The following is a 23,928-nucleotide window of genomic DNA, read 5'->3' on the forward strand; positions in this document are numbered from 1 at the left end:
CGTGTCCACGGGCGGGCGAATCCTCCCGGAGGCCCAGGCTCGCCGCGCACGCGAGTTCGTCGCCGGGCGCCCGCCCGTGGTCCCGGCCCGGCCGGCGTCGACGGTCGTCCTGGTGCGTGACGGTGCTGCCGGACTCGAGGTCTACGTCCAGCGCCGGCACACCAGCATGGCGTTCGCAGGCGGGATGATCGCGTTCCCGGGTGGCCGGGTCGACGCCGCTGACGCCGCCGATGCCGCCGACGCCGAGCCTGGCGGGGCCGCGGCGCCGGGGTGGGTGAGCACCCTCGACCCGGATCCGGATGCCGCGCGTGCGTTCGTCCGGGCCGCGCTGCGTGAGACCGTGGAGGAGACCGGCGTCCGGCTCGGCGCCGACGGCCTCGTGCCGTGGGCTCGCTGGATCACACCGAGGTTCGAGCCGCGCCGCTACGACACCTGGTTCTTCCTCGCCGTGCTGCCGAAGGGGCAGGGCGCGGCCGACGTCTCGGGCGAGGCCGCCGAGGCGTGGTGGACGCGTCCGGCCACCGTGCTCGAGCGTGCCGACCGCGGCGAACTGGTCATGCTGCCTCCCACGGTGGCGGTGCTGACCGAACTGGACGGCTTCGCCACCACCGCCGAGGCGCTGACCGCGGGCGCCGGCCGGCAGATCCGCACCATCCTGCCCGGCTGGGTCGACGACGGCCGGGTGGTGCGCAGCCTGGTGCCCGGTGACGAGGGCTACCCCGGCGACGACCCGGGCGAGGACCAGGGGGAGGACCCGTGACCGACGCACCGTCGCCGCTGCCCGCGTGGTGCCGTTCCATCCGGGCGGACAATCCCGGCCCGATGACGCTCGACGGCACCAACACCTACGTCATCAGCACCGACGCCGGCGCCGTCGTCGTCGACCCCGGTCCGGCCATCGAGGAGCACCTGTCCGCGGTGGCGGCCGCGGCCGGCCCGGTGGTCGCCACGGTTCTCACTCATCGCCACGACGACCACACCGGTGGTGCGCACCGCTTCCGCGAGCTCACGGGTGCTCCGCTGCTGGCGCGTGACCCGGCGTGGTGCGTGGACGGTGCGCTCCCCACGGACGGTGCGACGTTCGAGCTGCCCGGTCCGCGGCTGCGCGTCGTCGACACGCCCGGGCACACGTCCGACTCGATCTGCGTCGTCGCCGACGACGGAACGTGGACGGTCCTGTTCAGCGGCGACACCGTGCTCGGCCGTGGCACCACCGTCGTCGCGCATCCGGACGGCGACCTCGGCGCGTATCTCGACTCGCTGCGTCGCCTCGAAACCGCCGTGGGCCCGGGGTGCCTGCTGCTGCCCGGCCACGGCCCGGTCCGCGACGACGCCGCGGGGGTGATCGGCGACTACATCGTGCACCGGCATCAGCGGTTGGACGAGGTGCGCTCGGCCCTGGCCGCGGGTGCGCGTACCGCACGTGACGTCGTCGAGGTGGTCTATGCCGACGTGGATCGCGCGGTGTGGCCGGCGGCGGAACTGACCGTGCGGGCCGCTCTGGAATACCTCGACGACAGCGCCGGGCGGTGACGTCTCAGCGGGCGCGGCGACGGATCCGCTCGACGTCGAGCATGACCACCGACCGCTGCTCCAGCCGGAGCCATCCGCGCGCGACGAAATCGGCCAGCGCCTTGTTGACGGTCTCGCGCGACGCGCCGACCAGCTGGGCGAGCTCTTCCTGGGTGAGGTCGTGCACGACCCGGACTCCCTCGTCCGACGGCACGCCGAACCGTGTCGACAGGTCGAGCAGCTGCTTCGCGACGCGGCCCGGCACGTCGGAGAACACGAGGTCGGCGAGCGTGTCGTTGGAACGGCGCAGCCGCGAGGCCAGCTGAAGCAGCAGCCCGCGCGAGACCTCCGGGCGCCCGGTGAGCCACGGCAGCAGGTCGGGGTGGCTCAGGCTCCACAGCGTGGTGTCGGTGACGGCCGTGACGGTGGCGGACCGGGGACCCGGGTCGAACAGGGACAGTTCGCCGAACATCTGGCCGGGCCCGAGCAGGGCGAGCAGGTTCTCGCGCCCGTCCGAAGCCGTGCGGACCAGCTTGATCTTCCCGTCGGTGACGACGTAGACGCGGTCTCCTTCGTCGCCCTCGCGGAAGAGCGTCTCGCCGCGTCCGAGGTGGACCTCCGTCATCGAAGCCCGCAACGCGGCGGCGGCTTCGTCGTCCAACTCGCGGAACAGCGGTGCGCTCCGCAGTACGTCGTCGTCCACTACCTGGTCCTCCTCGCCGTTGAGCACGGACGTGACACGCGTCCCGATCGGTCGGTGTTTCGCGTCACGTCGGCCGCAACCTATTGTGCCTGGGGCCCATCATGGCTGACCATGCGCCCCGGTGCGCATCTTCCACGGCATTCCGCCGGGACCGTGCCGTGAACATAAGGTGAGGTGGTGCCCATGGTCGAATCCGAATCCCACCTCGCGCTCGTCCGGCGGGCTCGGCGCATCAACCGCGAGCTCGCCGACCTGTATCCGGACGCGCACTGCGAGCTCGACTTCACCAACCCGTTCGAGCTGCTGATCGCCACGGTGCTGTCGGCGCAGACCACCGACGTCCGGGTCAATTCGGTCACGCCGGCGCTGTTCACGAAGTATCCCGACGCGGCGGCCCTCGCCGCGGCAGACCCCGAGGACGTCGAGAAGCTCATCCAGCCGACGGGCTTCTTCCGGGCCAAGACGACCTCGATCATGAAGCTGTCGAGGGCTCTGGCCGACGAGTTCGGCGGTCAGGTGCCCGGCCGGCTGCGTGACCTGGTCACCCTGCCCGGCGTGGGGCGCAAGACCGCCAACGTGGTCCTGGGGAACGCGTTCGACGTGCCCGGGCTGACGGTCGACACGCACTTCGGCCGGCTGGTGCGGCGCTGGGGCTGGACCGACAGCACGGACGCGGACAAGGTCGAGCAGGACGTCGCGGCGCTGTTCCCGAAGAAGGACTGGACGATGCTGTCGCACCGGGTCATCTGGCACGGCCGCCGGCGCTGTCACGCGCGCCGTCCGGCCTGCGGCGCGTGCCCGCTGGCCCGGCTGTGCCCGTCCTTCGGCGAGGGGCCGACCGATCCCGCGGCCGCGGCGAAGCTGGTCCGTGAAGGTCCGCGTGCATGACGGTTGCGAACAGCGTGCCGGCGTGGTTGCGCCCGTTGGCCGAAGCCGCTCAGCAGGTGCGCTCCGGCGAGCTGTCCCGGTTCGCGCCGCCCGACGACGGCTCGGCGCGCCCGTGCGCGGTGTTGCTGCTGTTCGGCGAGTCCGACGGGGAGCCCGACGTCCTGCTCACCGAGCGGGCGGCCGGTCTGCGGCGGCATGCCGGCCAGGCGGCGTTCCCGGGCGGCGTCGTCGACCCGGAGGACTCCGGGCCGGTGCAGGCGGCGCTGCGGGAGGGCGCGGAGGAGACCGGGCTGGATCCGGCCGGTGTCGACGTGCTGGCGACGGCGCCGCCGCTGTGGATTCCGGTCACGAACTACGCGGTGACGCCGGTGCTGGGCTGGTGGCGCGTGCCGACCGAGGTGCGGGTGGTCGACGAGGCCGAGGTGGCGGCCGTGCATCGGGTGCCGCTGGCGCAGCTGCTCGACCCGGCGAACCGGCTGTCGGTGCGGCATCCCAGCGGCTCGGTGGGACCTGCGTTCCGGGTCCCGGGGCTGCTGGTGTGGGGGTTCACGGCGGGCGTTCTGTCCAACTTGTTCGACGCGGCCGGGGTCGCCGAGCCGTGGGATCGTAGCCTCGTGGAGGCGTTGCCGGGGGCGGGACCGGGTGACCGGGAAGGTCGGGGTGTGACATGTTTCTGTGGCTGAACGCCGTCGACTGGCTCATCATCGTCCTTGCCGTGGTCGTCGGGTTCACCGGGTGGACGCACGGGTTCGTGGTCGGCCTGCTGTCCTTCGTCGGCTTCGTCGGCGGAGCGATCGCCGGTCTGCTGCTGGTCCCCGCGGTCCTGGGCGGGTTCGAGCCCGGCCTCGGCGTCTCGGTGCTGGCGGTACTGCTGGTGCTCGGCGTCGCCTCCATCGGGCAGGGGATCCTGTCCTGGGCCGGAGGCTGGGTGCGGTCGAAGGTGTCCTCACGCCCCGCCCGCCGCTTCGACGCCGCCGGCGGGGCGACACTGGGCGTCGCGGGACTGCTCGTGGCCGCTTGGGCGTGTGGGCTGGCCATCTCCACCGCCGCGGTGCCGTACGCGTCGCCCGGCGTGCGCGAGTCGCGCATCCTCGACGTGGTCGACGACGCGGTGCCGGTCTCGCCCGACCGGGTCCGGCGAGCCTTCGAGGACGTCGTCGCGGCCGGAGGGTTCCCCCAGGTCGTGGCGCCCTGGGAGGCCGAGCCCATCGTCGAGGTGCCGCCGCCGGATCACCTGCTGGCGCGGGACGACGACGTGCGCCAGGCCGCGGCGAGCGTGCTCAAGATCACCGGGCGCGCGCCGTCCTGCGACCGGGTCATCACCGGCTCCGGGTTCGTCGTGGCGCCCCAGCGGGTGGTGACCAACGCGCACGTCGTCGCGGGCGTCAGCGAGCCGGTCATCACCTTCCCCGACGGTGAGCCGCTGGCCTCGCGGGTGGTGGCCTTCGACCCGGACACCGACCTCGCGGTGCTGGCGGTGCCGGACCTGCAGCGTCCGGCGCTCGACGTCGGCGAGGCGCTCGGAGCCGGCAGCGAAGCCGTCGTCGTCGGGTACCCGAACAACGGGCCGCTGGACTCCGAGAACGTACGGGTGCGCGAGACGCACCAGCTGCGTGGCCGCGACATCTACGACGACGACGCGGTGACACGCTCCGTCGTGTCGATGCGTGGCAACATCCAGCCGGGCAACTCCGGCGGCCCGCTGATCGGCGGAGACGGCACGGTGCGTGGCGTGGTGTTCGCCGCGTCGCTGACCGACCCCGACACCGGCTACGCGCTCGCTCCCGAGGAGTTCACCGAGCTGGCCCAGCAAGCGGCCGACGCGACCGAACCCGTGCCGACGGGTGCGTGCACCTGAGTCATCCGGCTCAGGTGCGGACGGTGCGCAGCCAGTCGACGAGTGCGCTGGTGACGTCGTCGGGGGTCTCCTCGTGCGGGAAGTGCCCGGCCGAGTCCAGCGCCAGCCACCGCCGGCGGCCGGTCAGCTGGTCCCGGGACGCCGCCGCCAGATCGACCGACACGTTGCGGTCCTGGGAGCCGTGGATCTGCAGCACCGGCATGGTCAGCGGGTCCTGGACGCGCTTGGCGAAGCGCCTGCCGTCGCCGCGGAACAGTGACCGGAACACCCACCGCTGATACTCCAGCGCGCAGTGCGGCGCGGGCCACAGCTGCATCGCCCCGCGATAGTGCCGCGCCGCTTCGGCGTCGGGGAAGGCCGACCCGGGAGCGGCCCAGCGACGCAGCAGCGTCTCGACGTGCGCGCCGTCGTCGGCGATGAGGCGCCGTTCGGGCACCATCGGGGTCTGCACGCCGGCGAGCGAGCCGCTGTTCCGGAACCCGCCGCGCAGCAGGTGGTGGCGCAGCACCAACGGGTGCGGCATGGACAGGACCGCCAGCGCGGCGACGTGAGCCGGGCGCATGGCCGCCGCCGTCCATGCGCCGTAGGCCCCCCAGCCGTGTCCGACCAGCACCGCGCTGCGCTCACCCAGCGAGCGGATCACGCCGGTGATGTCGGCGGCGAAGGTGAACGGGTCGTATCCCCGCGGCGTCTTGTCGCTGCCGCCGTAGCCGCGGAGGTCCATGGCGACGACACGCCAGCCGGCCGCCGCGATGGCCGGCATCTGGTGCCGCCAGGCCCACCAGAACTCGGGGAAGCCGTGCAGCATCAGCACCAGCGGCCCGCGTCCCTGCTCGGCGACGTGGAACTGTGCGCCGTTGGCCGCGATCGATCGGTGTGACCAAGGGCCGTTGATCTCGACCGTGTACCGGGGCGTCTCGGTGGCCGTCACGTCCGCGGCGGGCGAGAAGGCCGGATGGCGAGCGCGGCCTCACGTGCGGTGACCTTGGTCCGGGCGACCTTGGTGATGCGGCCGAACCGCCCCTTGGCGATCAGCGCCAGCACCAGCGCCAACAGGACGTAGAACCCCGCCACCACCAGGAACGACCAGCCGAGCGGGAGCCCGAGCCAGTGGACGCCGTAGACCAGCGCGAAGGAGGCGAAGATGAGCGCGAAGAAGGCGAGGACCGCGCCGACGGCGATGAGGGCGCCACCGACCGCGGCGGACTTGGCGTCCTGACGCAGCTCGGCCTTGGCGAGTTCGATCTCGTCGCGGACGAGACCGCTGAGATCGGTCTTGATCGAGGCCACCAGCTGGCCGATTGAGGCCGGCGCCTCGGTGACGTCGTCGGGTGCCCGCGCGGCCATCCAGTACTCCCCTCGCAGTTCGGTGTCGTCCCTGTGCTGTACCCGACTCTAGAGCACCGGAACCCGGCCCGGCGGCCGGAACATCACCCGCGTGGCGCGGGCCCGAACGATCAGGGCTCGTCGGTCTGGTAGATGTCCGGAATGCCGTCCTGGTCGACGTCGCGCTTCTCCTCCTCGGAGATCCGCCGGTACGTCGCGTTGCGCCGCCCGAGCACGACCACCGCCAGCAGCGCGGCCAGCACCGACCCGACGAGTACGGCGGTCTTGACCAGCTCGGCCGTCGCCGGGTCGTCGTGGAACGCCAGCTCTCCGATGAGCAGCGACACGGTGAACCCGATACCGGCGATCGCCGACAGCCCGAACACGTCGCTCCACGACAGGTCCGGGTTGAGCTCGGCACGGGTGAACCGGGCCATCAGGGCGGTGCCGCCGAAGATGCCGAACGCCTTGCCGAGCACGAGGCCCAGCGTGACGCCGAGCGCCACCGGCTCGGTGAACACGTCGACCAGCGCCTCACCGGAGATCGTGACACCGGCAGCGAACAGCGCGAAGATCGGCACGCAGATGACGGCGGAGTAGGGCCGCACCCGGTGCTCGACCCGCTCGGCCGGCGCCTCGTGTTCGCCTTCGTGGTGGTGGGCGCGGGTCAGCAGGCCGAAGGCGACGCCGACGACGGTGGCGTGCACGCCGCTCTCGTGCATCAGCACCCAGCAGAGCAGGCCCATCGGCACGTAGAGCCACCACGCGCTGACGTTGAGCCGTTGCAGCACGTAGTAGACGGCGAGGATGGCCGCGGCCGCCAGCAGCGGCCAGATCTCCAGGCCGGTGGTGAAGAACACCGCGATGATCATGATGGCCAGCAGGTCGTCCACCACCGCGAGCGTCAGCAGGAACGCGCGCAACGCGGTGGGCAGCCGGGAGCCGATGACGGCCAGCACGGCGAGCGCGAACGCGATGTCGGTGGCCGTGGGCACTGCCCAGCCCTGCATGGTGCCGTCGCCGATGGCGTTGATCACTACGTAGACGAGGATCGGCCCGACCATGCCGCAGACCGCGGCGACGATCGGCATGATCGCCTCGGAGGGCCGTCGCAGGCTGCCGACGACGATCTCGCGCTTCAGCTCAAGCCCCGCGACCAGGAAGAAGACCGCGAGCAGCCCGTCCGCGGCCCAGGTGGCGAGGTCGAGATCGAGGTGCAGCGACTCCGGGCCCACCGTCGTCGTGATGACCGTCGAGTAGCTGTCCGAGCCCACGTTCGCCCAAAGCAGCGCCGCCGCGGCGGCCAGCAGCATCAGGAACCCGCCGGTGGTCTCGTTTCGCAACATCTGTGTCACGAACTGTGTATCGGGCCAGGTCGAACGGTTGAAAACGCGGCGAGGCACAGCGATACCACTTTCTGTCGGGGACCCATGGCGCGATGACAGCCGACCAGACTTCCCGGCACACCGAGCCATATTCTACGTGGCCGTGCCCGGTCCTCGGTTCGGCCACGTTCACCGGGGCGTGGTGCTTGCGTCAGCGGCGCTCGAACGACTGCACGTCTCGGCCGGGTCGCCACAACCGGATCAGCATCGCGTCCCGCTCGGCGTTCAGCCCGGCCAGCACGACGTCGTCGATGTCCAGCCGGAACAGGTGGAACGGTTGCGGCGTCTCCGGGGCCTCGTCGAGGAACGCGGCGATGTCGTCCGGGCCCGCCTCGGTGGCGCGACCGGATATCTTGACGTCTGCGGCGTCCATCGAGCCGTCGCCGGGGTTGGCGTGCAGCGCGTAGCGTGGGTCGCGCTGCAGGTCACGTGCCTTGACGGCGTTCAGCATCGACCCGAGGACGAGGTCGTCGGCGAAGAAGTCGACCTCGGTGCCGCTGACCCGAGGGGATCCGTCGCCGCGCAGGGTGGCCAGCACGTGGTGCTTGGTGGCGGTGAGCCGGTCGCGGACCTCGCGAGCGAGGTCCGGAGCATCGTCGGTGAACTGTTTCCATGTCGCCATGGGTCCGAGTGTGCGGGGTCATCCCTGACAACGCCTGTCAGGGATCACGGCGTACCGTCGGTCCGCATGAGGGCCAGTCGGCTGGTGGCGACGATGCTCCTGCTGCAGCAGCGCCGCGCCGCCACCGCGGCGGAGATCGCGCGCGAGCTCGAGGTCTCCGTACGCACCGTGTACCGCGACGTCGCCGCGCTGCAGGCGGCCGGCGTTCCGGTGTGGACCGAGACCGGACCGGGCGGCGGGCTGCGCCTGGTCGAGGGCTGGCGGACCAGTCTGGACGGACTCACCGGCGACGAGGCCGCGGCGCTGTTCCTGGGCGGCGTTCCCTCCGCGGTGGCCGACCTCGGGCTGGGAACGGTTCTCGTCGCCGCGCAGAGCAAGGTCATCGCCACGATGCCGCCGGAGCTGCGCGGACGGGCCGGCCGGCTGCGTGAACGGTTCCACCTGGACGCGCCGGGCTGGTTCGGCCCGAAGGGGCCGCCCGCGCACCTCGGCACCGTCGCCGACGCGGTCTGGCGCGACCGCCGTCTCGACGTCACCTACCGGCGGTCGGATCGGGTGGTGCACCGGCGCCTCGACCCGCTGGGGCTCGTGCTCAAGGCGGGAACCTGGTACCTGGTCGCCGCTCACCGGCAGCGGGTCCGCACGTACCGGGTCGGTCGTGTCGACGACGCCTCCGTGCGCGACGAGGCGACCTCCCGGCCGACGGGGTTCGATCTGGCGGCGTGGTGGGCGGACTCGTCCGCGGAGTTCGACCGGTCGCTGTTGCGGTACAACTGCCGGGTGCGGATCACCGAGCGGTCGCTGCGCCAGTTGCACCACTACGTGGGTGTCGAATCGGCGCGACTGGCGCGAGAGTCCGCTGAGCCGCCGGACGAGGACGGGTGGCTGGTGGTGACGCTGTGGAGCGAGACCGAGGACGTCGCCTGCCACCAGCTGACCGGCCTCCCGGACCCGCCGCAGGTGCTGGAGCCGGCCTCGTTGCGCGCCGCCATCCACGAGGTGGGTCGCGCGCTGGCGGAACTCAACGCGTGACGGCCGCAGCACGGGCGCGAGCACTGTGCGTGAGCGGTGGCGCATTCAAGAGGACTTGAACGTGTGGGTGTCAGATTCAAGTTCGACGCGAGATACTTGAATCTCATCGCCGTAGTTTCAAGTTCTCGAGAGGAGATCGTACCCGAAGCGCTACGTTGCGCCCGACGTGCTGGCGACACGGGAGCGTACGTAAGCGCGCCAACGCGCCCCACACCGTTGTCGATCGTGGAGTTCTTGGGCTGCGGTGGGCCGGAATGCCGGAATCTCAGCCCAAGAACTCCACGATCAACGTGCGTCGGAGGGCGGGTCAGTCCTCGCCGGAGCTGGACGACATGCCTTCGCTGATCAGGTTCATCACCGTCGGGTCGGCGAGCGTCTGGACGTCGCCCAGCTCGCGGTTCTCGGCGACGTCGCGCAGCAGCCGACGCATGATCTTCCCCGACCGCGTCTTCGGTAGCTCGGAGACGATCATGATCTGCCGCGGCTTGGCGATCGGGCCGATCTCCTTCGCGACGTGGTCACGCAGCTCGTTGATGATCTCGGAGCCACCGGCAGCATCCGGGGCAGCGCCGGCACGCAGGATGACGAACGCGACGATGCCCTGCCCGGTCGTGGGGTCCGACGCGCCGACGACGGCGGACTCGGCGACCTTCGGATGCGACACCAGCGCGGACTCCACCTCGGTGGTCGAGATGCGGTGCCCGGAGATGTTCATGACGTCGTCGACGCGGCCCAGCAGCCACAGGTCGCCGTCCTCGTCCTTCTTGGCGCCGTCGCCGGCGAAGTACCGGCCCTCGAACCGCGACCAGTAGGTGTCGATGAACCGCTGGTCGTCACCCCAGATGGTGCGCAGCATCGACGGCCACGGCTCGGTCAGCACGAGGTAGCCGCCGTGCCCGTCCGGAACGACGTTGCCGGCGTCGTCGACGACCTCGGCGGAGATGCCGGGCAGGGCGACCTGGGCCGAGCCGGGCTTCGCGGAGGTCACGCCGGGCAGCGGACTGATCATGATGGCGCCGGTCTCGGTCTGCCACCAGGTGTCCACGACGGGGGTGCGGTCGCCGCCGATGACCCGGCGGTACCAGATCCACGCCTCCGGGTTGATCGGCTCTCCGACGCTGCCGAGCACCCGCAGCGACGAGAGGTCACGGCGTCCCGGAATCTCGTCGCCCTGCTTCATGAACGTGCGGATGGCCGTCGGCGCCGTGTACAGGATGGTGACGCCGTACTTCTCGACGATGTCCCACCACCGTCCGGGCTCGGGGTAGTCGGGCGTGCCCTCGTACATCACCTGGGTGGCGCCATTGGCCATCGGGCCGTACACCAGGTAGCTGTGCCCGGTGACCCAGCCGATGTCGGCGGTGCACCAGTACACGTCGGTGTCCGGCTTGAGGTCGAACACGTTGCGGTGCGTGTACGCGGTCTGCAGCAGGTAGCCGCCCGAGGTGTGCTTGATGCCCTTGGGCTTACCGGTGGTTCCCGAGGTGTAGAGGATGTAGAGCGTGTCCTCGGAGTCATGGGGCCGTGCGTCGTGCTGGTCGGACTGCCGGTCGACGACGTCGTGCCACCACACGTCGACGTCGTCGTTCCAGTCGACCTCCTGCTCGGTGCGGCGCACCACCAGCACGTTGCGCACCGACGTGGACGCCGCCACGGCCTCGTCGACGGCGGGCTTGAGCGACGCCGGCTTGCCGCGGCGGTAGCCGCCGTCGGCGGTGATGACGAGCTTCGCCTCGGCGTCCTCGATGCGGCTGCGCAGCGCCTCGGCGGAGAACCCGCCGAACACGACCGAGTGGATGGCGCCGACGCGGGCGCAGGCCAGCATCGCCACGGCCGCCTCGGGGATCATCGGCAGGTAGATGGCGACCCGGTCGCCGTGCCCGACACCCAGTTCGGTGAGCGCGTTGGCGGCCTTGGACACCTCGCGCTGCATGTCCGCGTAGGTGAGGGTGCGGCTGTCGCCGGGCTCGCCCTCCCAGTGGATGGCGACCCGGTCGCCGTGCCCGGCCTCGACGTGCCGGTCGACGCAGTTGTACGCGACGTTCAGCTTCCCGCCGACGAACCACTTCGCGAACGGTGGATTGCTCCAGTCGAGCACCTGGGTCCATTCGGTGTCCCAGCTGAGCAGCTCACGGGCCTGGCGCTCCCAGAAAGCCAGCCGGTCGGCGCGGGCTTCGGCGTACAGCGCGTCGGTGGCGTTGGCCTGGGCCGCGAACTCCGCGGGCGGCGGGAAGCGGCGTTCCTCGTGCAGCAGATTGGACAGAGCGTCGTCGGTCACGTTCGTCTGCTCCTCGTGTCGTCGTGTCCGTCGGTCTCGCCGGTACCTCGTCGGGACCCGTCGGAACTCGTGCGTTCCACCTCACCACTGCACGGTCACGATCGGCAAGACCGCCGCGGCGGGGTATGGATCAGGTGACGAACGAGCCCCTCAGCGCCCCTTTCTGACACCTGATCGTTCCAGGTCCACTTCGTGAGATGTGAGTGGGTGACGTTTCCGCGGTTACGCCTCCCGTTTCCGGCGCCGTCGTCACCTGATCGTCTCCGTCGAAACGATCAGGTGACGCAACGGTGATCAGGTGACGCAGCCGGTAGGGGTCAGTGCTGTACCGCCTTCTCGGCGCCGGCTCCGGTGAGCGAGCGCACCTCCATCTCGGCGTACTTTGCCGCGTTGAACTCGCTGGACGTCCGGGTGCCGATCCAGCCCAGCAGGAACCCGGCCGGGATGGACACGAGGCCCGGGTTGTCCAGCGGGAACCAGTGGAAGTCCACGTCCTGGAGCATGGACGGGCTGCGGCCGGTGGCGGGGTCGACCGGCTTGCCCGAGACCACCGGGGAGAACACGATCAGCGTCACGGCCGTGGCCAGTCCGCCGTAGATGCTCCACAGCGCGCCGCGTGTGTTGAAACGCTTCCAGAACAGCGAGTACAGGATCACCGGCAGGTTCGCGCTGGCCGCGACGGCGAACGCCAGCGCTACGAGGAACGCGACGTTCTGGCCGTTGGCGAAGATGCCGCCGACGATCGCCACCGCCCCGATGACCACGGCGGTGATGCGGGCGACGCGGACCTCGTCGTTCGCGCCCATCTCGCCCTTCTTGATGACGTTCGCGTAGATGTCGTGGGCGAACGACGCCGACGCGGTGATCGTCAGCCCCGCCACCACGGCCAGGATCGTCGCGAACGCGACCGCGGCGATGATGCCGAGCAGGATCGTCCCGCCGAGCTCGTAGGCCAGCAACGGGGCCGCGGAGTTGACGCCTCCGGGTGCGTTCAGGATCTCGTCGCGGCCCACCAGCGCGCCGGCGCCGTACCCCAGGATCAGGGAGAACAGGTAGAACAGGCCGATCAGCGCGATCGCCCAGGTGACGCTGTGCCGCGCCTGCTTCGCCGTCGGCACCGTGTAGAAGCGCATCAGCACGTGCGGCAGGCCGGCCGTGCCGAGCACCAGCGCCAGCGCCAGCGAGATGAAGTCGAGCTTCGTCGTGGCGCTCGCGCCGTAGCGGTTCATCGGCTCGAGCAGCCCCTCGGCTCCTCCCGCGCGCTCCACCGCGGCGGCCAGCAGTGACGACAGGTTGAAGTTGTGCTTGGCCATGACCCAGACGGTCATCACGCCCGCGCCGGTGATCAGCAGGAGGGCCTTGACGATCTGCACCCAGGTGGTGCCCTTCATCCCGCCGACCAGCACGTAGAACACCATGATCGCGCCGACCACGGCGATGACGACGCGCTGGCCGCTCCCGCTGTCGATGCCCAGCAGCAGCGCCACGAGCCCGCCTGCGCCGGCCATCTGCGCCAGCAGGTAGAAGAACGAGACGGCCAGCGTGGACGTGGACGCGGCGGTGCGCACCGGACGCTGGCGCATCCGGAACGAGACGACGTCGGCCATCGTGAACCGGCCGGTGTTCCGCAGCAGTTCCGCGACCAGCAGCAGCGCGACCAGCCAGGCCACGAGGAAGCCGATCGAGTAGAGGAAGCCGTCGTAGCCGTACACGGCCACGGCGCCGGCGATGCCGAGGAACGACGCCGCGGACAGGTAGTCGCCGGAGATCGCGATGCCGTTCTGCTGGCCGGTGAACGACCGCCCGCCGGCGTAGTAGTCGGCGGCGGTCTGGTTCCGACTGGCCACCCGGAGCACGATGAACAGGGTCGCGACCACGAAGACCGCGAAGATGGTGATGTTGACCGCAGGGTTACCGATGTCCATCAGGCGTCGTCCCCCTCGAGCTCGTGACGCAGCCGTGTCCCGATCGGATCGAGCGAGCGGTCGGCGTGGCGGATGTAGAGCCAGGTGATGAGGAACGTCGAGACGAACTGCCCGAGCCCCAGCACGATGCCGACGTTGATGGTGCCGACGACCTGGGTGGACATGAAGTCGACGGCGTAGGTCGACAGCAGCACGTACAGGAAGTACCAGGCCAGAAACGCCGCGGTCATGGGGAACGCGAACGCCCGGAACCGGCGGCGCAGCTCGGTGAACTCGGGGCTGGCCCACACCCGTTCGTACTCATCCGCCGACGGGCCGGTGGCCTCGGGTGGTGGATTGTCGGTCTGTGCCATGCGCCGACCTCCTCGTCGTGGTTGTGGCCCGGCTCACACGCCCGGGATGGGCCGCCACGCTAGGGGCCGACGCGTGTCGGCCGGCAGTGCTCGGTGGATCATGTGCGGCGAGCGGCCTCGCTGCATCGACGTGCGGGAGCGGCGGGTGCGACGAGCGGTCGGCACGGCGCGACGAGCGGTGCCTCAGTCGCGCCAGCGGTCCTCGGGGTCCCAGTCGCCGCGGTTCAGCTCGAGATTCTCGGGCGTGTGCAGCCGCACCATGAGGCGGTCGACGCCCGGCGCACGGTGCCGCGGTGTCGAGAGCGAGACGATCACCATGACGGCGAACGCCAGCGGCATCGTCCACGCGGCCGGCTGCGAGAGCAGCGCCCCGGGCCAGCCGTCCTGCGGGCCGGCCACGATCGTCGCCAGCACCGCCACCGTCGACGTCCCGCCGCCGGTGACCAGACCGGCGACGGCGCCCGGCCAGGTCAGCCGCCGCCACCAGATGCCGAGGAGCAGCAGGGGGCAGAACGACGACGCGGCCACCGCGAACGCCAGCCCCACCACGTCGGCGATGCCGAGCAGCGGGCTCGACAGCGCCAGCAGGATCGGCACCACCAGTGCCAGGCCGGCGCCGACCCGGAACCCGGTCACCGGATGCCGGATCCGGGTGCGCAGCAGATCCTGCGACAGCACGCCGGCCACCGAGACCGTCAGCCCGGACGACGTCGACAGGAAGGCGGCGAACGCACCGGCCGTGACCAGCGCGCTCAACGCGTCGCCGAGCGCGCCCTCGACCAGCCGGCCCGGCAGCACCAGCACGACCGCGTCGGTACGCCCGGTCAGCAGCAGCTCCGGTGTGTAGAGCCGGCCGAGCGCGCCGTACACCGCCGGCAGCACGTAGAAGATGCTGAGCAGTCCGAGCACCGCCAGCGTGGTGCGGCGCGCGGCCCGGCCGTCCGGGTTGGTGTAGAAACGCACCAGCACGTGCGGGAGCCCCATCGTGCCGAAGAACAGCGCGAGGATCAGCGAGTACGTCGAGTACAGCGGATGCTCGTCCCCGGACCGCAGCGGCAGCGCCCAGGCCTCGCCGCTCAGCGGCGTCAGCCGGGACGCGTGCGGTAGCCGCGCGCCCTCGGGGAACACCAGCTCGGTTCCGGCGGCGACGTCGACGTCGCCTGGCGGCACGACGACCGGGCCGTCGCGTTCCTCGCCGGCGAGGGTGCCGTCGACGTCGACGGTGACCCGCTCGGGGACCTCGATCGTCACGTCGGTGGTCACCTCGACCGTGGTGGTCTCCTCGAACACCGGCTGCTCGGGAGGCGCGACCTCCGGGCGTCCGTCGTCGTGCCAGGTGAGCAGCAGGAACACGACCGGGACCGCGAGGGCGGTCAGCTTCAGCCAGTACTGGAACGCCTGGACGAACGTGATGCTGCGCATGCCGCCGCCCAGTACGCTGACCAGCACGACGGCGGCGATGACCAGCGGGCCCACCCACGCGGGCGCGCCGGTGACGGTGCGCAGCGTCAGCCCGGCCGCCTGGAACTGCGGCAGCAGGTACAGCCAGCCGATGGTGACCACGAGCACGCTCGCCGTGCGACGCGCCACCGTGGACTCGAGCCGCGCCTCGGCGAAGTCCGGCAGCGTGTACGCGCCCGAGCGCCGCAACGGAGCGGCGACCAGGACCAGCAACATCAGATACCCGGCCGTGTAGCCGACCGGGAACCACAGCATGTCCGCGCCGTAGGCGAGCACCAGCCCGGCGACGCCGAGGAACGACGCCGCCGACAGGTACTCGCCGCCGATCGCCGAGGCGTTCCACCACGGAGTCACGGCGCGCGAGGCGACGTAGAAGTCGCTGGTCGTGCGGGAGGCCCGCACCCCGAACGCCCCGATCAGCACGGTCACCACCGCGGTGACCGCGACGGCGGCGACCTCGGCCGTCATCGGCGGTCGACCATCGCGGCGAAGTCGCGTTCGACCCGTTCGGCCGCGCGCACGTACAGCCACGCCGCCGTCAGCAGAACCGGGTAGACGAGGCCGCCGAGCACCACCCACGGAAGCGGGACGCCGAACACGTCGACGTCGGACACCCCCGGCGCCACCGCGAACACCAGCGGCACGGCGGCCAGCAGCCCCAGCACGGTCCCGGCGACGGTGAGCCCGAGTCGCAGCTGGGCGCGCAGCAGCGCCCGCATGTACACCTCGCCGAGCCGGGTCTGGTCGTCGATCTCGGTGGTGACCGCTCGTGGCCGTGCGGGCGGCCGGCCACGACGGCGTCCGGTGACGGTGACGCGCTCGGTCATCCGGTGGTTCCGGCGCGGCGTAGCAGGACGTCGCGCAGTTCCCGGGTGTGCCGTCGGCTCACCGGCAGCACGGTGCCGCCGACGACGACGGTGTACCGCCCGGCGTCGAGGTGGACCTCGTCGACGTGCGCCAGGGCGACCAGGTGGCTGCGGTGAATGCGGACGAAGCCCGCGGACGACCAGCGTTCCTCGAGCGCCGCGAGCGGCACGCGCACGAGGTGGCTGCCGTCGCGGGTGTGCAGCCGGGCGTAGTCCCCGTGCGCGGTGACGTAACCGACGTCGCTGCGCCGGACGAACCGGGTGACGCCGCCGAGCTCGACGGTGATGGTCTCGTCGTCGGGCTCGGCCGGCGGCGTGGGCTCGCCGGCCGCCTCGGTGGCCCGCCGCACGGCCTCGGACAGCCGCTCCCGGCGGAACGGCTTCATGACGTAGTCGACGGCGTGCAGGTCGAACGCGGTGACGGCGTGGTCGTCGTAGGCGGTGACGAACACGACGGCCGGCGGCCGGCGGAACCGTGCCAGGACGCGGGCGAGGTCCAGCCCGGACAGCCCGGACAGCCGGATGTCCAGGAACACGGTGTCGACGTGCTCGCGCTCGAGCACCCGCAGCGCCTCGGTGGCGTCGCCGGCCGTCAGCACCCGCCCGGCGCGATCGTCCTGGTCGAGGAGGAAGGCGAGCTCGGCCAGTGCCGGGGGTTCGTCGTCGACCGCCAGGACGGTGAGCATGGCGGGAGGCTAATGGAAGTTGGCGTCACCGGACAGCCCGCGTCGTGGACGACGGCGCCGTCCGGCCCGTGCAGCGTCCCGGCCGAGGGACCGGCCACTCCGTTCCGCTGCAGTGTGCAGGCGATCTGGACCAGGGCGGGTTCCGGAAGCGTGCCCGCGGCGTCGACGACGATGCGGCCGTCCTCGACCGTCACTCGCAGCGAGGCCGGGACCTCGTTGTGCAGGCCTGCCGCCCGCTCCTGCGCGGTGGTTCCGTCGGCGAGGATCGCGGCCAGATCCTCCGGGTCGCGGGCGCGTTCCGTGGGCCGGAACGCCGGATACGGCTGGTCGCCGTTCAGGTAGTAGACGGTGGTCGCCTGCCATTCCGCGCGGGCGCCCGGCCCGGCGCCGACGCTGCCGGTCGGCTGGATACCGCAGGCGCCGGCGACGAGCACGGCGGCGACGGCGGCGAACGACGACCGTCTCACGAGCGCCCCGCACCGTCGTCGAGCGTGTCGCCGGGTCCCTGGCCTGGCCGATCGCGAGGGTCGCGCGGCAGCCGTACGGTGAACCGCGTTCCCTCACCGGGCGAGCTGCTGAGGTCGATCCGCCCGCCGTGCAAACGGACGTTCTCCCACGCGATCGCCATCCCCAGGCCGCTGCCGTCGGAGCGGCCGCGGCTGGCGTCGGCCTTGTAGAACCGGCCGAACACGTTCTGCTGTACCTCCGGGGGCATGCCCGGCCCGTCGTCGTGCACGCTGATCGTCACCTCGTTCTCCCCGCGGGCCGCCGGCACGTCGGACACGGTGACGGTGATCGGTTCCGCCCCGTGGGTGACGGCGTTGCCGACCAGGTTGGCCACGACGACGTCGAGCCGGCGCGGGTCGGCGACGAGTGCGACCGCCGACCGGCCGGTGCCCGGCGCCGTGCGCAACTCCACCGCATCCGACCATCCGCGCCGCGCGATCGCGCGTTCGACGAGCTCGCGTGCGTCGATCTCGCGCAGGTGCAGTTCCGCGCTGCCCGCGTCGAAGCGGCTGATCTCGATCAGGTTCTCCACCAGCTCGGCCAGGCGATGCGTCTCGGTGCTGAGGACACCGGCCGCGGCCGCGCCGTCGCCGCCGAGCCGCGCCGCCTCCTCGTCGAGGGTGTCGGTCACGGCGGTCATGGCGGACAGCGGAGTGCGCAGCTCGTGGGACACGTCGGCGACGAACCGGCGCGAGTTGGCCTCCTCGCGCCGTAACCGTGTCACCGAGTCCTCCAGCCCCGCGGCGGCGTCGTTGAAGCCCCGGACCAGCCCGGCCAGTTCGTCGTTCCCGCGGACCGGCAGCCTGGTGGTCAGGTCGCCCGCGCCGAGCCTGGCCGCGGCCAGCCCCAGCGCTCGCACCGGCCGGAGCACGCTGCGGGCGGCGACCAGCGCGACGACCACCGCGGCGACGGCGGCGACGCTGAGCACGATCGCGGCCTGCCTGGCCAGCGCGTCGATGCGCTGCTGTTGCGGCGCCAGCGAGACGGCCGCGTACACCTCGATGCCGGTGGGGGTGCCGTTGTCACTGGTCACGGGCGTGCCGGCGTACAGGAACGGTTCGCCGGACTCGACCGTGCGCTGGAACGCCAACCGCCCCTCCTGGCGCACCGAGGTGCGCAGTCGCGCCGGAACGCGGTCGAGGGTCGTCATGTCGCCCACGGCGGTGTCCGCGTAGACGACGACGCCGCCTTCGACGTTCAGCCGGTCGGCGATCTCGGCCACGGTCCGGAGGCCGCCGGACGCCGGCTCCGTGCGGGACACGACGTCGGCGACCTGGTCACGCAGCTGGGTGAGGAACTGCACCTGGCTCTCGTCGAGGAGGGCGTTGCGCGCCGACACGTAGCTCAGGCCCGCGGCGGCCATGCCGCTGCCCAGCGTGACGAGCAGGAACGCCACCATCAGCCGTGCACGCAGACCGATCAGCCAGGACGGCCTGCGGATGCCGCTGCTGTCGGAACGCGGTGTCATACCGGCCCGAACCGGTAGCCGAACCCGCGGACGGTCTGAACGTAGACCGGCGTGGCCGGATTGTCTTCGAGCTTGGCGCGCAGACGCTGCACGCACGCGTCGACGATGCGGGAGTCGCCGAGGTAGTCGTGGCCCCAGACCGCCCGCAGCAGCTGCTCGCGGCTGAACACCCGCGCCGGCGAACGGGACAGCTCGAGCACGAGGCGCAGCTCCGTCGGGGTCAGCGCCACCTGCCGGCCGGCCTTCACCACCGACAGCGCGGAACGGTCGACGGTGAGGTCACCGAACGTCTCCGCCGCGCCGGGATGCCACTCGGCGCGGCGGAGCACGGCGCGGATGCGTGCGTCGAGCACGCGCGGCAGGACGGGTTTGACCACGTAGTCGTCGGCACCGGCCTCGAGACCGCTGACGACGTCGATGTCCTCGTTGCGGGCGGTGAGCATGATGATCGGGATCGACCCGTGGGCGCGTACCCGCCGGCAGACCTCGAAGCCGTCCATGCCGGGAAGCATGAGGTCCAGCACCATCAGGTCGACGTCGTCGTCCAGCCGGCGCAGCCCCTGCTCGCCCGTGGACGCCGACACGACGTCGTGGCCCTGTCGCCGTAGCGCGAGCTCCAGCCCGGACCGGACGGATTCGTCGTCCTCGATCAGCAGTACGCGTGGCACGTGCTTCATTGTTCAGCACGCTCGCGGTCCGGCGCCGCCGGTCGCGTGAGCTGTAGCGAAACCATGACACGACGCGGACGGGTTGCCTAAATCCGCCGTCGAGCGTGGATCCCATGACGAGCACATCTTTGCGAAAGAAGCGTTCCGCCGGATCCGCGACCCTGGTCGCGCTGGGAGGAGTCCTGCTGGGTGGTGCCGTGTTCGCCGTCCTCGGTGATCCGAGCGAGGCGAGCGACGGCGGCGGGTCCGGCGGCTCTGGCGAGTCGGCGCTCGCCGGCTGTACGGACCGCGGTGACCTCGACGATCTCGGCGGGTTGACGGACCCGACCCGGCAGGCGTGGCTCGCGGCGGTCGACGCCGCCGCGGCGGACGGCGCCGAGATGTCGCTGACGTCCGGCTACCGCACCTGCCAGCACCAGCAGCGGCTCTTCGACGAGAAGGTCGACGAGTACGGCTCGGTGGAGGAGGCGTCGGTGTGGGCGCTGCCGCCGGACGAGTCGAACCACGTCCGTGGAATCGCCCTGGACGTCGGCCCGGGTCCGGCCGCGGACTGGCTGCAGGACCACGGTGCGCGGTTCGGCCTCTGCAAGACCATGAGCTGGGAATGGTGGCACTTCGAGTACGACCCGGAGTGGGAGCGCTCGGAGTCCTGCCCGGACCCGGCGCCACGGCCCTGACCGCGCGTTTTCATGTCGCGGCGGGGCCGGTGACGTGCACGCCGGCCCGGTACTTCGGCACCCGCATGGCGACCTTCGTTCCGGCGCCCACGGCGGTCTCCACGGTCAGGCCGTACTCGTCGCCGTACACCGCGCGCAGCCGCTCGTCGACGTTGCCGATGCCGACCCGGTCACCGCTCGACTCGCCGGACAGGATCGCCTCGACGACAGCGGGGTCCATGCCGACACCGTCGTCGTCGATGCTGATCAGCGCGTCGTGTCCGGCATCCTCCGCGACGATCGTGATGTGCCCGGGATCGGAACGGCCCTCGAGGCCGTGCCGCACCGCGTTCTCCACCAGCGGCTGCAGGCACAGGAACGGCACCGCCACCGGCAGCACCTCCGGCGCCACCCGTAGCGTCACCGACAGCCGGTCGCCGAAGCGGGCCTTCTCGAGCGTGAGGTACCGCTCGACCGAGCGCAGCTCGTCGGCCAGCGTGGTGAAGTCGCCGTGCCGGCGGAACGAGTAACGGGTGAAGTCGGCGAAGTCGAGCAGCAGCTCGCGTGCGTGCTCGGGCTCGGTGCGCACGTACGAGGCGATGGCGCCGAGCGCGTTGTAGATGAAGTGGGGAGAGATCTGCGCGCGCAGCGCCCGGATCTCGGCCTCGGCGAGCTTGGCCCGCTCCCGGTCGAACTCGGCGAGCTCCAGCTGACCGGAGACGAACCGGGCGACCTCCTCGACCGCGCGGACCAGCCCCGCGGACGGGCGGGCCGACGTGTAGGCCAGCAGCGCGCCGACGACCTTTCCCTCGGTGCTCAGCGCCGCGACGACGGCGTGCCGGACCGGACAGTCCAGATGCTCGCAGGCCACCGTCTCCGGATCGAGCACCTCGGTCGAGCCTGCCGCCAGCGCCTGTGCGGCGTGCTCGCCGACGTGCTCCGCGTGCGCACCGCTCCCGGCGCCGTCCCACGCGGTGACCTCGTCCCCGTCGGTCAGCGCGAGCGCCGGCGTGGCCAGCAGCTCGCGGAGGTGTTTCGCGGCGCGATCGGCTCCGGCGGCGAGCCCGGCCCGCAGCTCCGGCGACGCCAGGCTGGTGGTGTGCAGGACGCGGTAGGTGGTCTGGTTCTCGGACGTGCCCAGGACCACCCGCGACCGCACCAAGCGCACCAGCAGCACGCCCGCGGTCGCGACGAGCGCCGCCACGACCACGGACACGACGACCGTCGAGTCCATGCCGCGGACCCTACTGCGGACCCCGACCGGGGTGTCGCTCAGGCGACGGCCGTCAGCCAGTCGCGGTGCCGGGTGTCCCGGCCGTGGACGGCCTCGGCGAGCGCGTCGCGCAGCTTGCGGGTGATCGGTCCCGGCGCGCCGATCTCGCGGTCGTCGACCGAGCGGACCGGCATGATCTCGGCGGCCGTGCCGCACAGGAAGACCTCGTCCGCGGCGTAGAGGTCGGAGCGGACGACGTCTCCGTGCCGGAAGGGCAGGCCGAGGTCGGCGGCGAGCCGGCGCACGGTGTCCAGGGTGATCCCCTCGAGCACGCCCGCCGACGGCGACGGGGTGGTCAGCGCACCGCCGCGGACCACCACGACGTTCTCGGTGCTGCACTCGCTGACCTGCCCCGTGCTCGAGAGCAGGACGGCCTCGTCGTAGCCGGCGGCGTTCGCCTCGGCTCGCGCCAGCACCGAGTTCAGATATGGCCCGGTGGCCTTTGCGGCCGGTGGTACGACGTTCGGGTCGTTGCGCCGCCACGAACTGACCATGAGCCGCGCGCCTTCGTCCCGGCCGCCGACGTGCGGAGCCCCTTCCCAGCTCGCGATCGAGACGTTGACGGGGCACGACCGGGTGTCGATGCCCATGGATCCGTAGCCGAGGTACACCAGATGCCGGACGTAGCAGGCGTCGTGCCCGTTCGCCGCCACGAGTTCCAGCGTCGCGGCGCGCAGCTGTGCGGCCGAGTACGGGACGGTGAATCCGACGATGCGTGCGCTGGTGACGAGCCGGTCGAGGTGGTCGTCCAGGCGGAACACGCTCGGCCCGTCCGGCGTGGGATAGACACGGGTCCCTTCCAGGACGCCCGTGCCGTAGTGCAGGCCGTGGGTGAGGACGTGAACACGGGCGTCCGCCCACGGGACGAGCGCGCCGTCCATCCAGATGACGTCTGCTTCCGATAGCACAGGTCACTCCTCGACTTGGCACGTTAGAGTGGCTCAATCTTCCCCGAATAGATGAGCCACTTGATGGATGAATGGAACAGTATCAGGTGGTCCGATCGGTACTCTCCGTATGGGCCACCAGCGTGGAGAATGGCCGGCATGGCCACGTCTGAGCAGGACCACTTCGTGCTCCTCGTGCGCGACGGTGTCCGCGGCCGGGGCGGTCGAGGGACGCCGGGGCGCAGGCTCACGGAGGTGCTCCGTGACCTGATCGGCGCCGATGCACTTTCCGCCGGCGCGCGGCTGCCGTCTGAGCGCGAACTGGCCAAGGCCGTGGACATGAGCCGAGGGACGGTCGCCGGGGTTTACCGGACGTTGTGCGCGCAGGGCTGGTGCGAGAGGCGGCACGGCAGTGGCACGTACGTGCGCGAGCCGGTGGACGCCGCGGACGGCGTGCGGCGCATCGAGCGGTTGATGCGCCGCGACGCAGGGCTCATCGACCTGTCGAAATCCGTCGTCCCGGATGCGTCGCACCTGCCGGTCCCCGCCCTCGACGTCGCGGAGCTGCTGCGCACGCCGAGCGGGCACGGGTACGACGCGCTGGGTGACAGCCGGTTGCTGGCACAGCTGCGCCGGCGAACCGACGCGGATCCGCTGGTCACGGCGGGCGCCCAGCAGGGGATCGCGCTCGCGGCACGGTGCGTCGTGCGCGCCGGCGACGTCGTGCTCGTGGACGAGGCGGCCTACCCGGGCGCGCTGGCGGTGTTCCGGCGCCGCGGTGCGCAGGTGGTGACGGTGGCCGACGACGGCGGGGGAATGGCGCCGGAGGCGTTCCGGGAGGCCGTGGTGCGGCACCGCCCGGCCTGCGCCTACGTCCTGCCGGTGCACAACCCCACCGGCCGGGTGGTCGAGCCCGATCGGATGGCGGCGATCGCGGTGACCGCCCGCGAGCACGAGGTCAGCCTCATCGAGGATCGCACCCTGGCGGAGATCACCTTCGGCTCCACCGCGGCGCCGCCGTGCACCACGGCCCATCCGGACGGCACGATCGTGGTGGACTCGCTGTCCAAGGTGTTGTGGGGCGGGTTGCGCATCGGCTGGGTCACCGCGGCCGAACCGTTGCTGGCCCGGCTCGTCGAGCTCAAGCACGAGGCCGACCTCGCAACCAGCGTCGTCGGGCAGCGGATGGCCGCCGCGGTGCTGGAGCGTGCCGACGTCGACCAGTGGCGCCAGGAGCTCGCACGGCGGCGGGACCGGTTCACCGCCGCGCTGGGTGAGCGGCTGCCGACCTGGACGTGGGACGTGCCGGACGGCGGGCTGTCGCTGTGGGCGCGGCTTCCGCGCACCGACACCGACGCTTTCGCCGAGGCGGCGCGCGGGCACGGTGTCGCCGTCGCGCCCGGGTCGGTCTTCTCGCCGGACGGGCGTCAGCGCGACCGGCTCCGGCTGAGCTTCGCGCCCGGCGACGAGCTGCTGGACGAGGCGGTCGCCGCGCTGAGCCGGGCCTGGTCGGGCCGGCAGTCGGCCCCGGCGGCGCGGCCGGGTGGGATGGACCTCACGGTCTGAACCGGCGA

At 71.8% G+C, this 23,928-nt stretch carries 24 protein-coding genes; 8 read left to right on the forward strand and 16 right to left on the reverse strand.

What is annotated here, in order from left to right; genetic code table 11:
- Position 1 precedes the first annotated feature (1 nt).
- Positions 2 to 760, forward strand: coding sequence for an NUDIX hydrolase (locus CLV30_RS07730; protein ID WP_205740506.1), 759 nt, complete (start codon positions 2 to 4; stop codon positions 758 to 760).
- Positions 757 to 1,533: an MBL fold metallo-hydrolase gene (locus CLV30_RS07735; protein WP_205740505.1), complete on the forward strand. Its 777-nt coding sequence runs from the start codon at positions 757 to 759 to the stop codon at positions 1,531 to 1,533. Before CLV30_RS07730 ends, CLV30_RS07735 begins: the two co-directional genes overlap by 4 nt.
- Positions 1,534 to 1,537: 4 nt before the next feature.
- Here CLV30_RS07735 and CLV30_RS07740 read toward each other — a convergent pair whose 3' ends face one another.
- Complete coding sequence (locus CLV30_RS07740) at positions 1,538 to 2,215, reverse strand: Crp/Fnr family transcriptional regulator (protein WP_106536743.1); 678 nt, start codon at positions 2,213 to 2,215, stop codon at positions 1,538 to 1,540.
- A 183-nt stretch (positions 2,216 to 2,398) separates the two neighbouring features.
- Between CLV30_RS07740 and nth the strand changes: the two genes are divergently transcribed.
- The 3 genes from nth to CLV30_RS07755 are packed head-to-tail and all read left to right on the forward strand — an operon-like array spanning position 2,399 to position 4,961.
- Positions 2,399 to 3,103, forward strand: a complete 705-nt coding sequence (nth, locus tag CLV30_RS07745) for an endonuclease III (RefSeq protein ID WP_106536612.1) — start codon at positions 2,399 to 2,401, stop codon at positions 3,101 to 3,103.
- Positions 3,100 to 3,786: an NUDIX hydrolase gene (locus CLV30_RS07750; protein ID WP_106536613.1), complete on the forward strand. Its 687-nt coding sequence runs from the start codon at positions 3,100 to 3,102 to the stop codon at positions 3,784 to 3,786. Before nth ends, CLV30_RS07750 begins: the two co-directional genes overlap by 4 nt.
- Positions 3,771 to 4,961 (forward strand): MarP family serine protease, encoded by a 1,191-nt coding sequence (locus CLV30_RS07755; RefSeq protein WP_106536614.1) that lies wholly within the window; start codon positions 3,771 to 3,773, stop codon positions 4,959 to 4,961. The genes CLV30_RS07750 and CLV30_RS07755 overlap by 16 nt, the downstream gene beginning before the upstream one ends.
- A gap of 10 nt (positions 4,962 to 4,971) precedes the next feature.
- On the opposite strand, the gene CLV30_RS07760 is transcribed toward CLV30_RS07755, so the two are convergent.
- The 4 genes from CLV30_RS07760 to CLV30_RS07775 all read right to left on the reverse strand — a co-directional run bounded on the left by CLV30_RS07760 (position 4,972) and on the right by CLV30_RS07775 (position 8,294).
- Positions 4,972 to 5,892, reverse strand: coding sequence for an alpha/beta fold hydrolase (locus CLV30_RS07760; RefSeq protein ID WP_205740504.1), 921 nt, complete (start codon positions 5,890 to 5,892; stop codon positions 4,972 to 4,974).
- Entirely contained in the window at positions 5,889 to 6,308 is a 420-nt protein-coding gene (locus tag CLV30_RS07765) for a phage holin family protein (protein ID WP_106536615.1), read from the reverse strand. The genes CLV30_RS07760 and CLV30_RS07765 overlap by 4 nt, the downstream gene beginning before the upstream one ends.
- A 110-nt stretch (positions 6,309 to 6,418) precedes the next feature.
- Complete coding sequence (gene nhaA, locus CLV30_RS07770) at positions 6,419 to 7,633, reverse strand: Na+/H+ antiporter NhaA (protein ID WP_240723174.1); 1,215 nt, start codon at positions 7,631 to 7,633, stop codon at positions 6,419 to 6,421.
- Positions 7,634 to 7,823: 190 nt separating this feature from the next.
- On the reverse strand, positions 7,824 to 8,294 hold the full coding sequence (locus CLV30_RS07775) for a pyridoxamine 5'-phosphate oxidase family protein (protein ID WP_106536617.1): 471 nt from the start codon (positions 8,292 to 8,294) through the stop codon (positions 7,824 to 7,826).
- A 66-nt stretch (positions 8,295 to 8,360) separates the two neighbouring features.
- Between CLV30_RS07775 and CLV30_RS07780 the strand changes: the two genes are divergently transcribed.
- The gene (locus tag CLV30_RS07780; protein ID WP_106536618.1) at positions 8,361 to 9,326 is read left to right on the forward strand and encodes a helix-turn-helix transcriptional regulator; all 966 of its coding nucleotides are present in this window, start codon (positions 8,361 to 8,363) and stop codon (positions 9,324 to 9,326) included.
- Positions 9,327 to 9,633: 307 nt separating this feature from the next.
- Here CLV30_RS07780 and acs read toward each other — a convergent pair whose 3' ends face one another.
- The 9 genes from acs to CLV30_RS07825 form a co-directional block, all read right to left on the reverse strand.
- The gene (gene acs / locus CLV30_RS07785; RefSeq protein WP_106536619.1) at positions 9,634 to 11,604 is read right to left on the reverse strand and encodes an acetate--CoA ligase; all 1,971 of its coding nucleotides are present in this window, start codon (positions 11,602 to 11,604) and stop codon (positions 9,634 to 9,636) included.
- 317 nt (positions 11,605 to 11,921) lie between these two features.
- Positions 11,922 to 13,529 carry a solute symporter family protein gene (locus CLV30_RS07790; RefSeq protein ID WP_106536620.1) on the reverse strand — a complete coding sequence of 536 codons (1,608 nt, stop codon included), beginning with the start codon at positions 13,527 to 13,529 and terminating at the stop codon, positions 11,922 to 11,924.
- Complete coding sequence (locus CLV30_RS07795; protein WP_106536621.1) at positions 13,529 to 13,882, reverse strand: DUF485 domain-containing protein; 354 nt, start codon at positions 13,880 to 13,882, stop codon at positions 13,529 to 13,531. The genes CLV30_RS07790 and CLV30_RS07795 overlap by 1 nt, the downstream gene beginning before the upstream one ends.
- A gap of 183 nt (positions 13,883 to 14,065) precedes the next feature.
- Positions 14,066 to 15,811, reverse strand: a complete 1,746-nt coding sequence (locus tag CLV30_RS07800; RefSeq protein ID WP_106536622.1) for a sodium/solute symporter — start codon at positions 15,809 to 15,811, stop codon at positions 14,066 to 14,068.
- A complete protein-coding gene (locus CLV30_RS07805; RefSeq protein WP_106536623.1) occupies positions 15,808 to 16,170 on the reverse strand; it encodes a DUF485 domain-containing protein in 363 nt (120 codons plus the stop codon). The genes CLV30_RS07800 and CLV30_RS07805 overlap by 4 nt, the downstream gene beginning before the upstream one ends.
- Positions 16,167 to 16,895, reverse strand: coding sequence for a LytR/AlgR family response regulator transcription factor (locus CLV30_RS07810; protein WP_106536624.1), 729 nt, complete (start codon positions 16,893 to 16,895; stop codon positions 16,167 to 16,169). The genes CLV30_RS07805 and CLV30_RS07810 overlap by 4 nt, the downstream gene beginning before the upstream one ends.
- Positions 16,802 to 17,362, reverse strand: a complete 561-nt coding sequence (locus CLV30_RS07815; protein ID WP_106536625.1) for a hypothetical protein — start codon at positions 17,360 to 17,362, stop codon at positions 16,802 to 16,804. The genes CLV30_RS07810 and CLV30_RS07815 overlap by 94 nt, the downstream gene beginning before the upstream one ends.
- The gene (locus tag CLV30_RS07820) at positions 17,359 to 18,870 is read right to left on the reverse strand and encodes a sensor histidine kinase (protein ID WP_106536626.1); all 1,512 of its coding nucleotides are present in this window, start codon (positions 18,868 to 18,870) and stop codon (positions 17,359 to 17,361) included. The genes CLV30_RS07815 and CLV30_RS07820 overlap by 4 nt, the downstream gene beginning before the upstream one ends.
- The gene (locus CLV30_RS07825) at positions 18,867 to 19,547 is read right to left on the reverse strand and encodes a response regulator transcription factor (protein WP_106536627.1); all 681 of its coding nucleotides are present in this window, start codon (positions 19,545 to 19,547) and stop codon (positions 18,867 to 18,869) included. The genes CLV30_RS07820 and CLV30_RS07825 overlap by 4 nt, the downstream gene beginning before the upstream one ends.
- Positions 19,548 to 19,651: 104 nt before the next feature.
- Here CLV30_RS07825 and CLV30_RS07830 point away from each other — a divergent pair, with 104 nt between their 5' ends.
- Positions 19,652 to 20,215, forward strand: coding sequence for a D-alanyl-D-alanine carboxypeptidase family protein (locus CLV30_RS07830; protein WP_106536628.1), 564 nt, complete (start codon positions 19,652 to 19,654; stop codon positions 20,213 to 20,215).
- A 10-nt stretch (positions 20,216 to 20,225) separates the two neighbouring features.
- Here CLV30_RS07830 and CLV30_RS07835 read toward each other — a convergent pair whose 3' ends face one another.
- Together CLV30_RS07835 and CLV30_RS07840 are read right to left on the reverse strand one after the other, a co-directional pair.
- Positions 20,226 to 21,428, reverse strand: coding sequence for a sensor histidine kinase (locus CLV30_RS07835; protein ID WP_106536629.1), 1,203 nt, complete (start codon positions 21,426 to 21,428; stop codon positions 20,226 to 20,228).
- A gap of 38 nt (positions 21,429 to 21,466) precedes the next feature.
- A complete protein-coding gene (locus CLV30_RS07840; protein WP_205740503.1) occupies positions 21,467 to 22,375 on the reverse strand; it encodes a branched-chain amino acid transaminase in 909 nt (302 codons plus the stop codon).
- A gap of 138 nt (positions 22,376 to 22,513) precedes the next feature.
- Between CLV30_RS07840 and CLV30_RS07845 the strand changes: the two genes are divergently transcribed.
- The gene (locus CLV30_RS07845) at positions 22,514 to 23,920 is read left to right on the forward strand and encodes an aminotransferase-like domain-containing protein (protein WP_106536745.1); all 1,407 of its coding nucleotides are present in this window, start codon (positions 22,514 to 22,516) and stop codon (positions 23,918 to 23,920) included.
- The last annotated feature ends 8 nt before the right edge of the window (positions 23,921 to 23,928 follow it).

Source organism: Haloactinopolyspora alba (genome assembly GCF_003014555.1).
In the GTDB taxonomy this organism is placed as follows: domain Bacteria; phylum Actinomycetota; class Actinomycetes; order Jiangellales; family Jiangellaceae; genus Haloactinopolyspora; species Haloactinopolyspora alba.

Bases quoted from the DNA above. Each gene is read 5' to 3' on its own strand.
- nth (WP_106536612.1), top strand. From the start codon at position 2,399: ATGGTCGAATCCGAATCCCACCTCGCGCTCGTCCGGCGGGCTCGGCGC.
- CLV30_RS07750 (WP_106536613.1), top strand. From the start codon at position 3,100: ATGACGGTTGCGAACAGCGTGCCGGCGTGGTTGCGCCCGTTGGCCGAA.
- CLV30_RS07755 (WP_106536614.1), top strand. From the start codon at position 3,771: ATGTTTCTGTGGCTGAACGCCGTCGACTGGCTCATCATCGTCCTTGCC.
- CLV30_RS07765 (WP_106536615.1), bottom strand. From the start codon at position 6,308: ATGGCCGCGCGGGCACCCGACGACGTCACCGAGGCGCCGGCCTCAATC.
- nhaA (WP_240723174.1), bottom strand. From the start codon at position 7,633: ATGTTGCGAAACGAGACCACCGGCGGGTTCCTGATGCTGCTGGCCGCC.
- CLV30_RS07775 (WP_106536617.1), bottom strand. From the start codon at position 8,294: ATGGCGACATGGAAACAGTTCACCGACGATGCTCCGGACCTCGCTCGC.
- CLV30_RS07780 (WP_106536618.1), top strand. From the start codon at position 8,361: ATGAGGGCCAGTCGGCTGGTGGCGACGATGCTCCTGCTGCAGCAGCGC.
- CLV30_RS07790 (WP_106536620.1), bottom strand. From the start codon at position 13,529: ATGGACATCGGTAACCCTGCGGTCAACATCACCATCTTCGCGGTCTTC.
- CLV30_RS07795 (WP_106536621.1), bottom strand. From the start codon at position 13,882: ATGGCACAGACCGACAATCCACCACCCGAGGCCACCGGCCCGTCGGCG.
- CLV30_RS07800 (WP_106536622.1), bottom strand. From the start codon at position 15,811: ATGACGGCCGAGGTCGCCGCCGTCGCGGTCACCGCGGTGGTGACCGTG.
- CLV30_RS07805 (WP_106536623.1), bottom strand. From the start codon at position 16,170: ATGACCGAGCGCGTCACCGTCACCGGACGCCGTCGTGGCCGGCCGCCC.
- CLV30_RS07810 (WP_106536624.1), bottom strand. From the start codon at position 16,895: ATGCTCACCGTCCTGGCGGTCGACGACGAACCCCCGGCACTGGCCGAG.
- CLV30_RS07820 (WP_106536626.1), bottom strand. From the start codon at position 18,870: ATGACACCGCGTTCCGACAGCAGCGGCATCCGCAGGCCGTCCTGGCTG.
- CLV30_RS07825 (WP_106536627.1), bottom strand. From the start codon at position 19,547: ATGAAGCACGTGCCACGCGTACTGCTGATCGAGGACGACGAATCCGTC.
- CLV30_RS07830 (WP_106536628.1), top strand. From the start codon at position 19,652: ATGACGAGCACATCTTTGCGAAAGAAGCGTTCCGCCGGATCCGCGACC.
- CLV30_RS07835 (WP_106536629.1), bottom strand. From the start codon at position 21,428: ATGGACTCGACGGTCGTCGTGTCCGTGGTCGTGGCGGCGCTCGTCGCG.
- CLV30_RS07845 (WP_106536745.1), top strand. From the start codon at position 22,514: ATGGCCACGTCTGAGCAGGACCACTTCGTGCTCCTCGTGCGCGACGGT.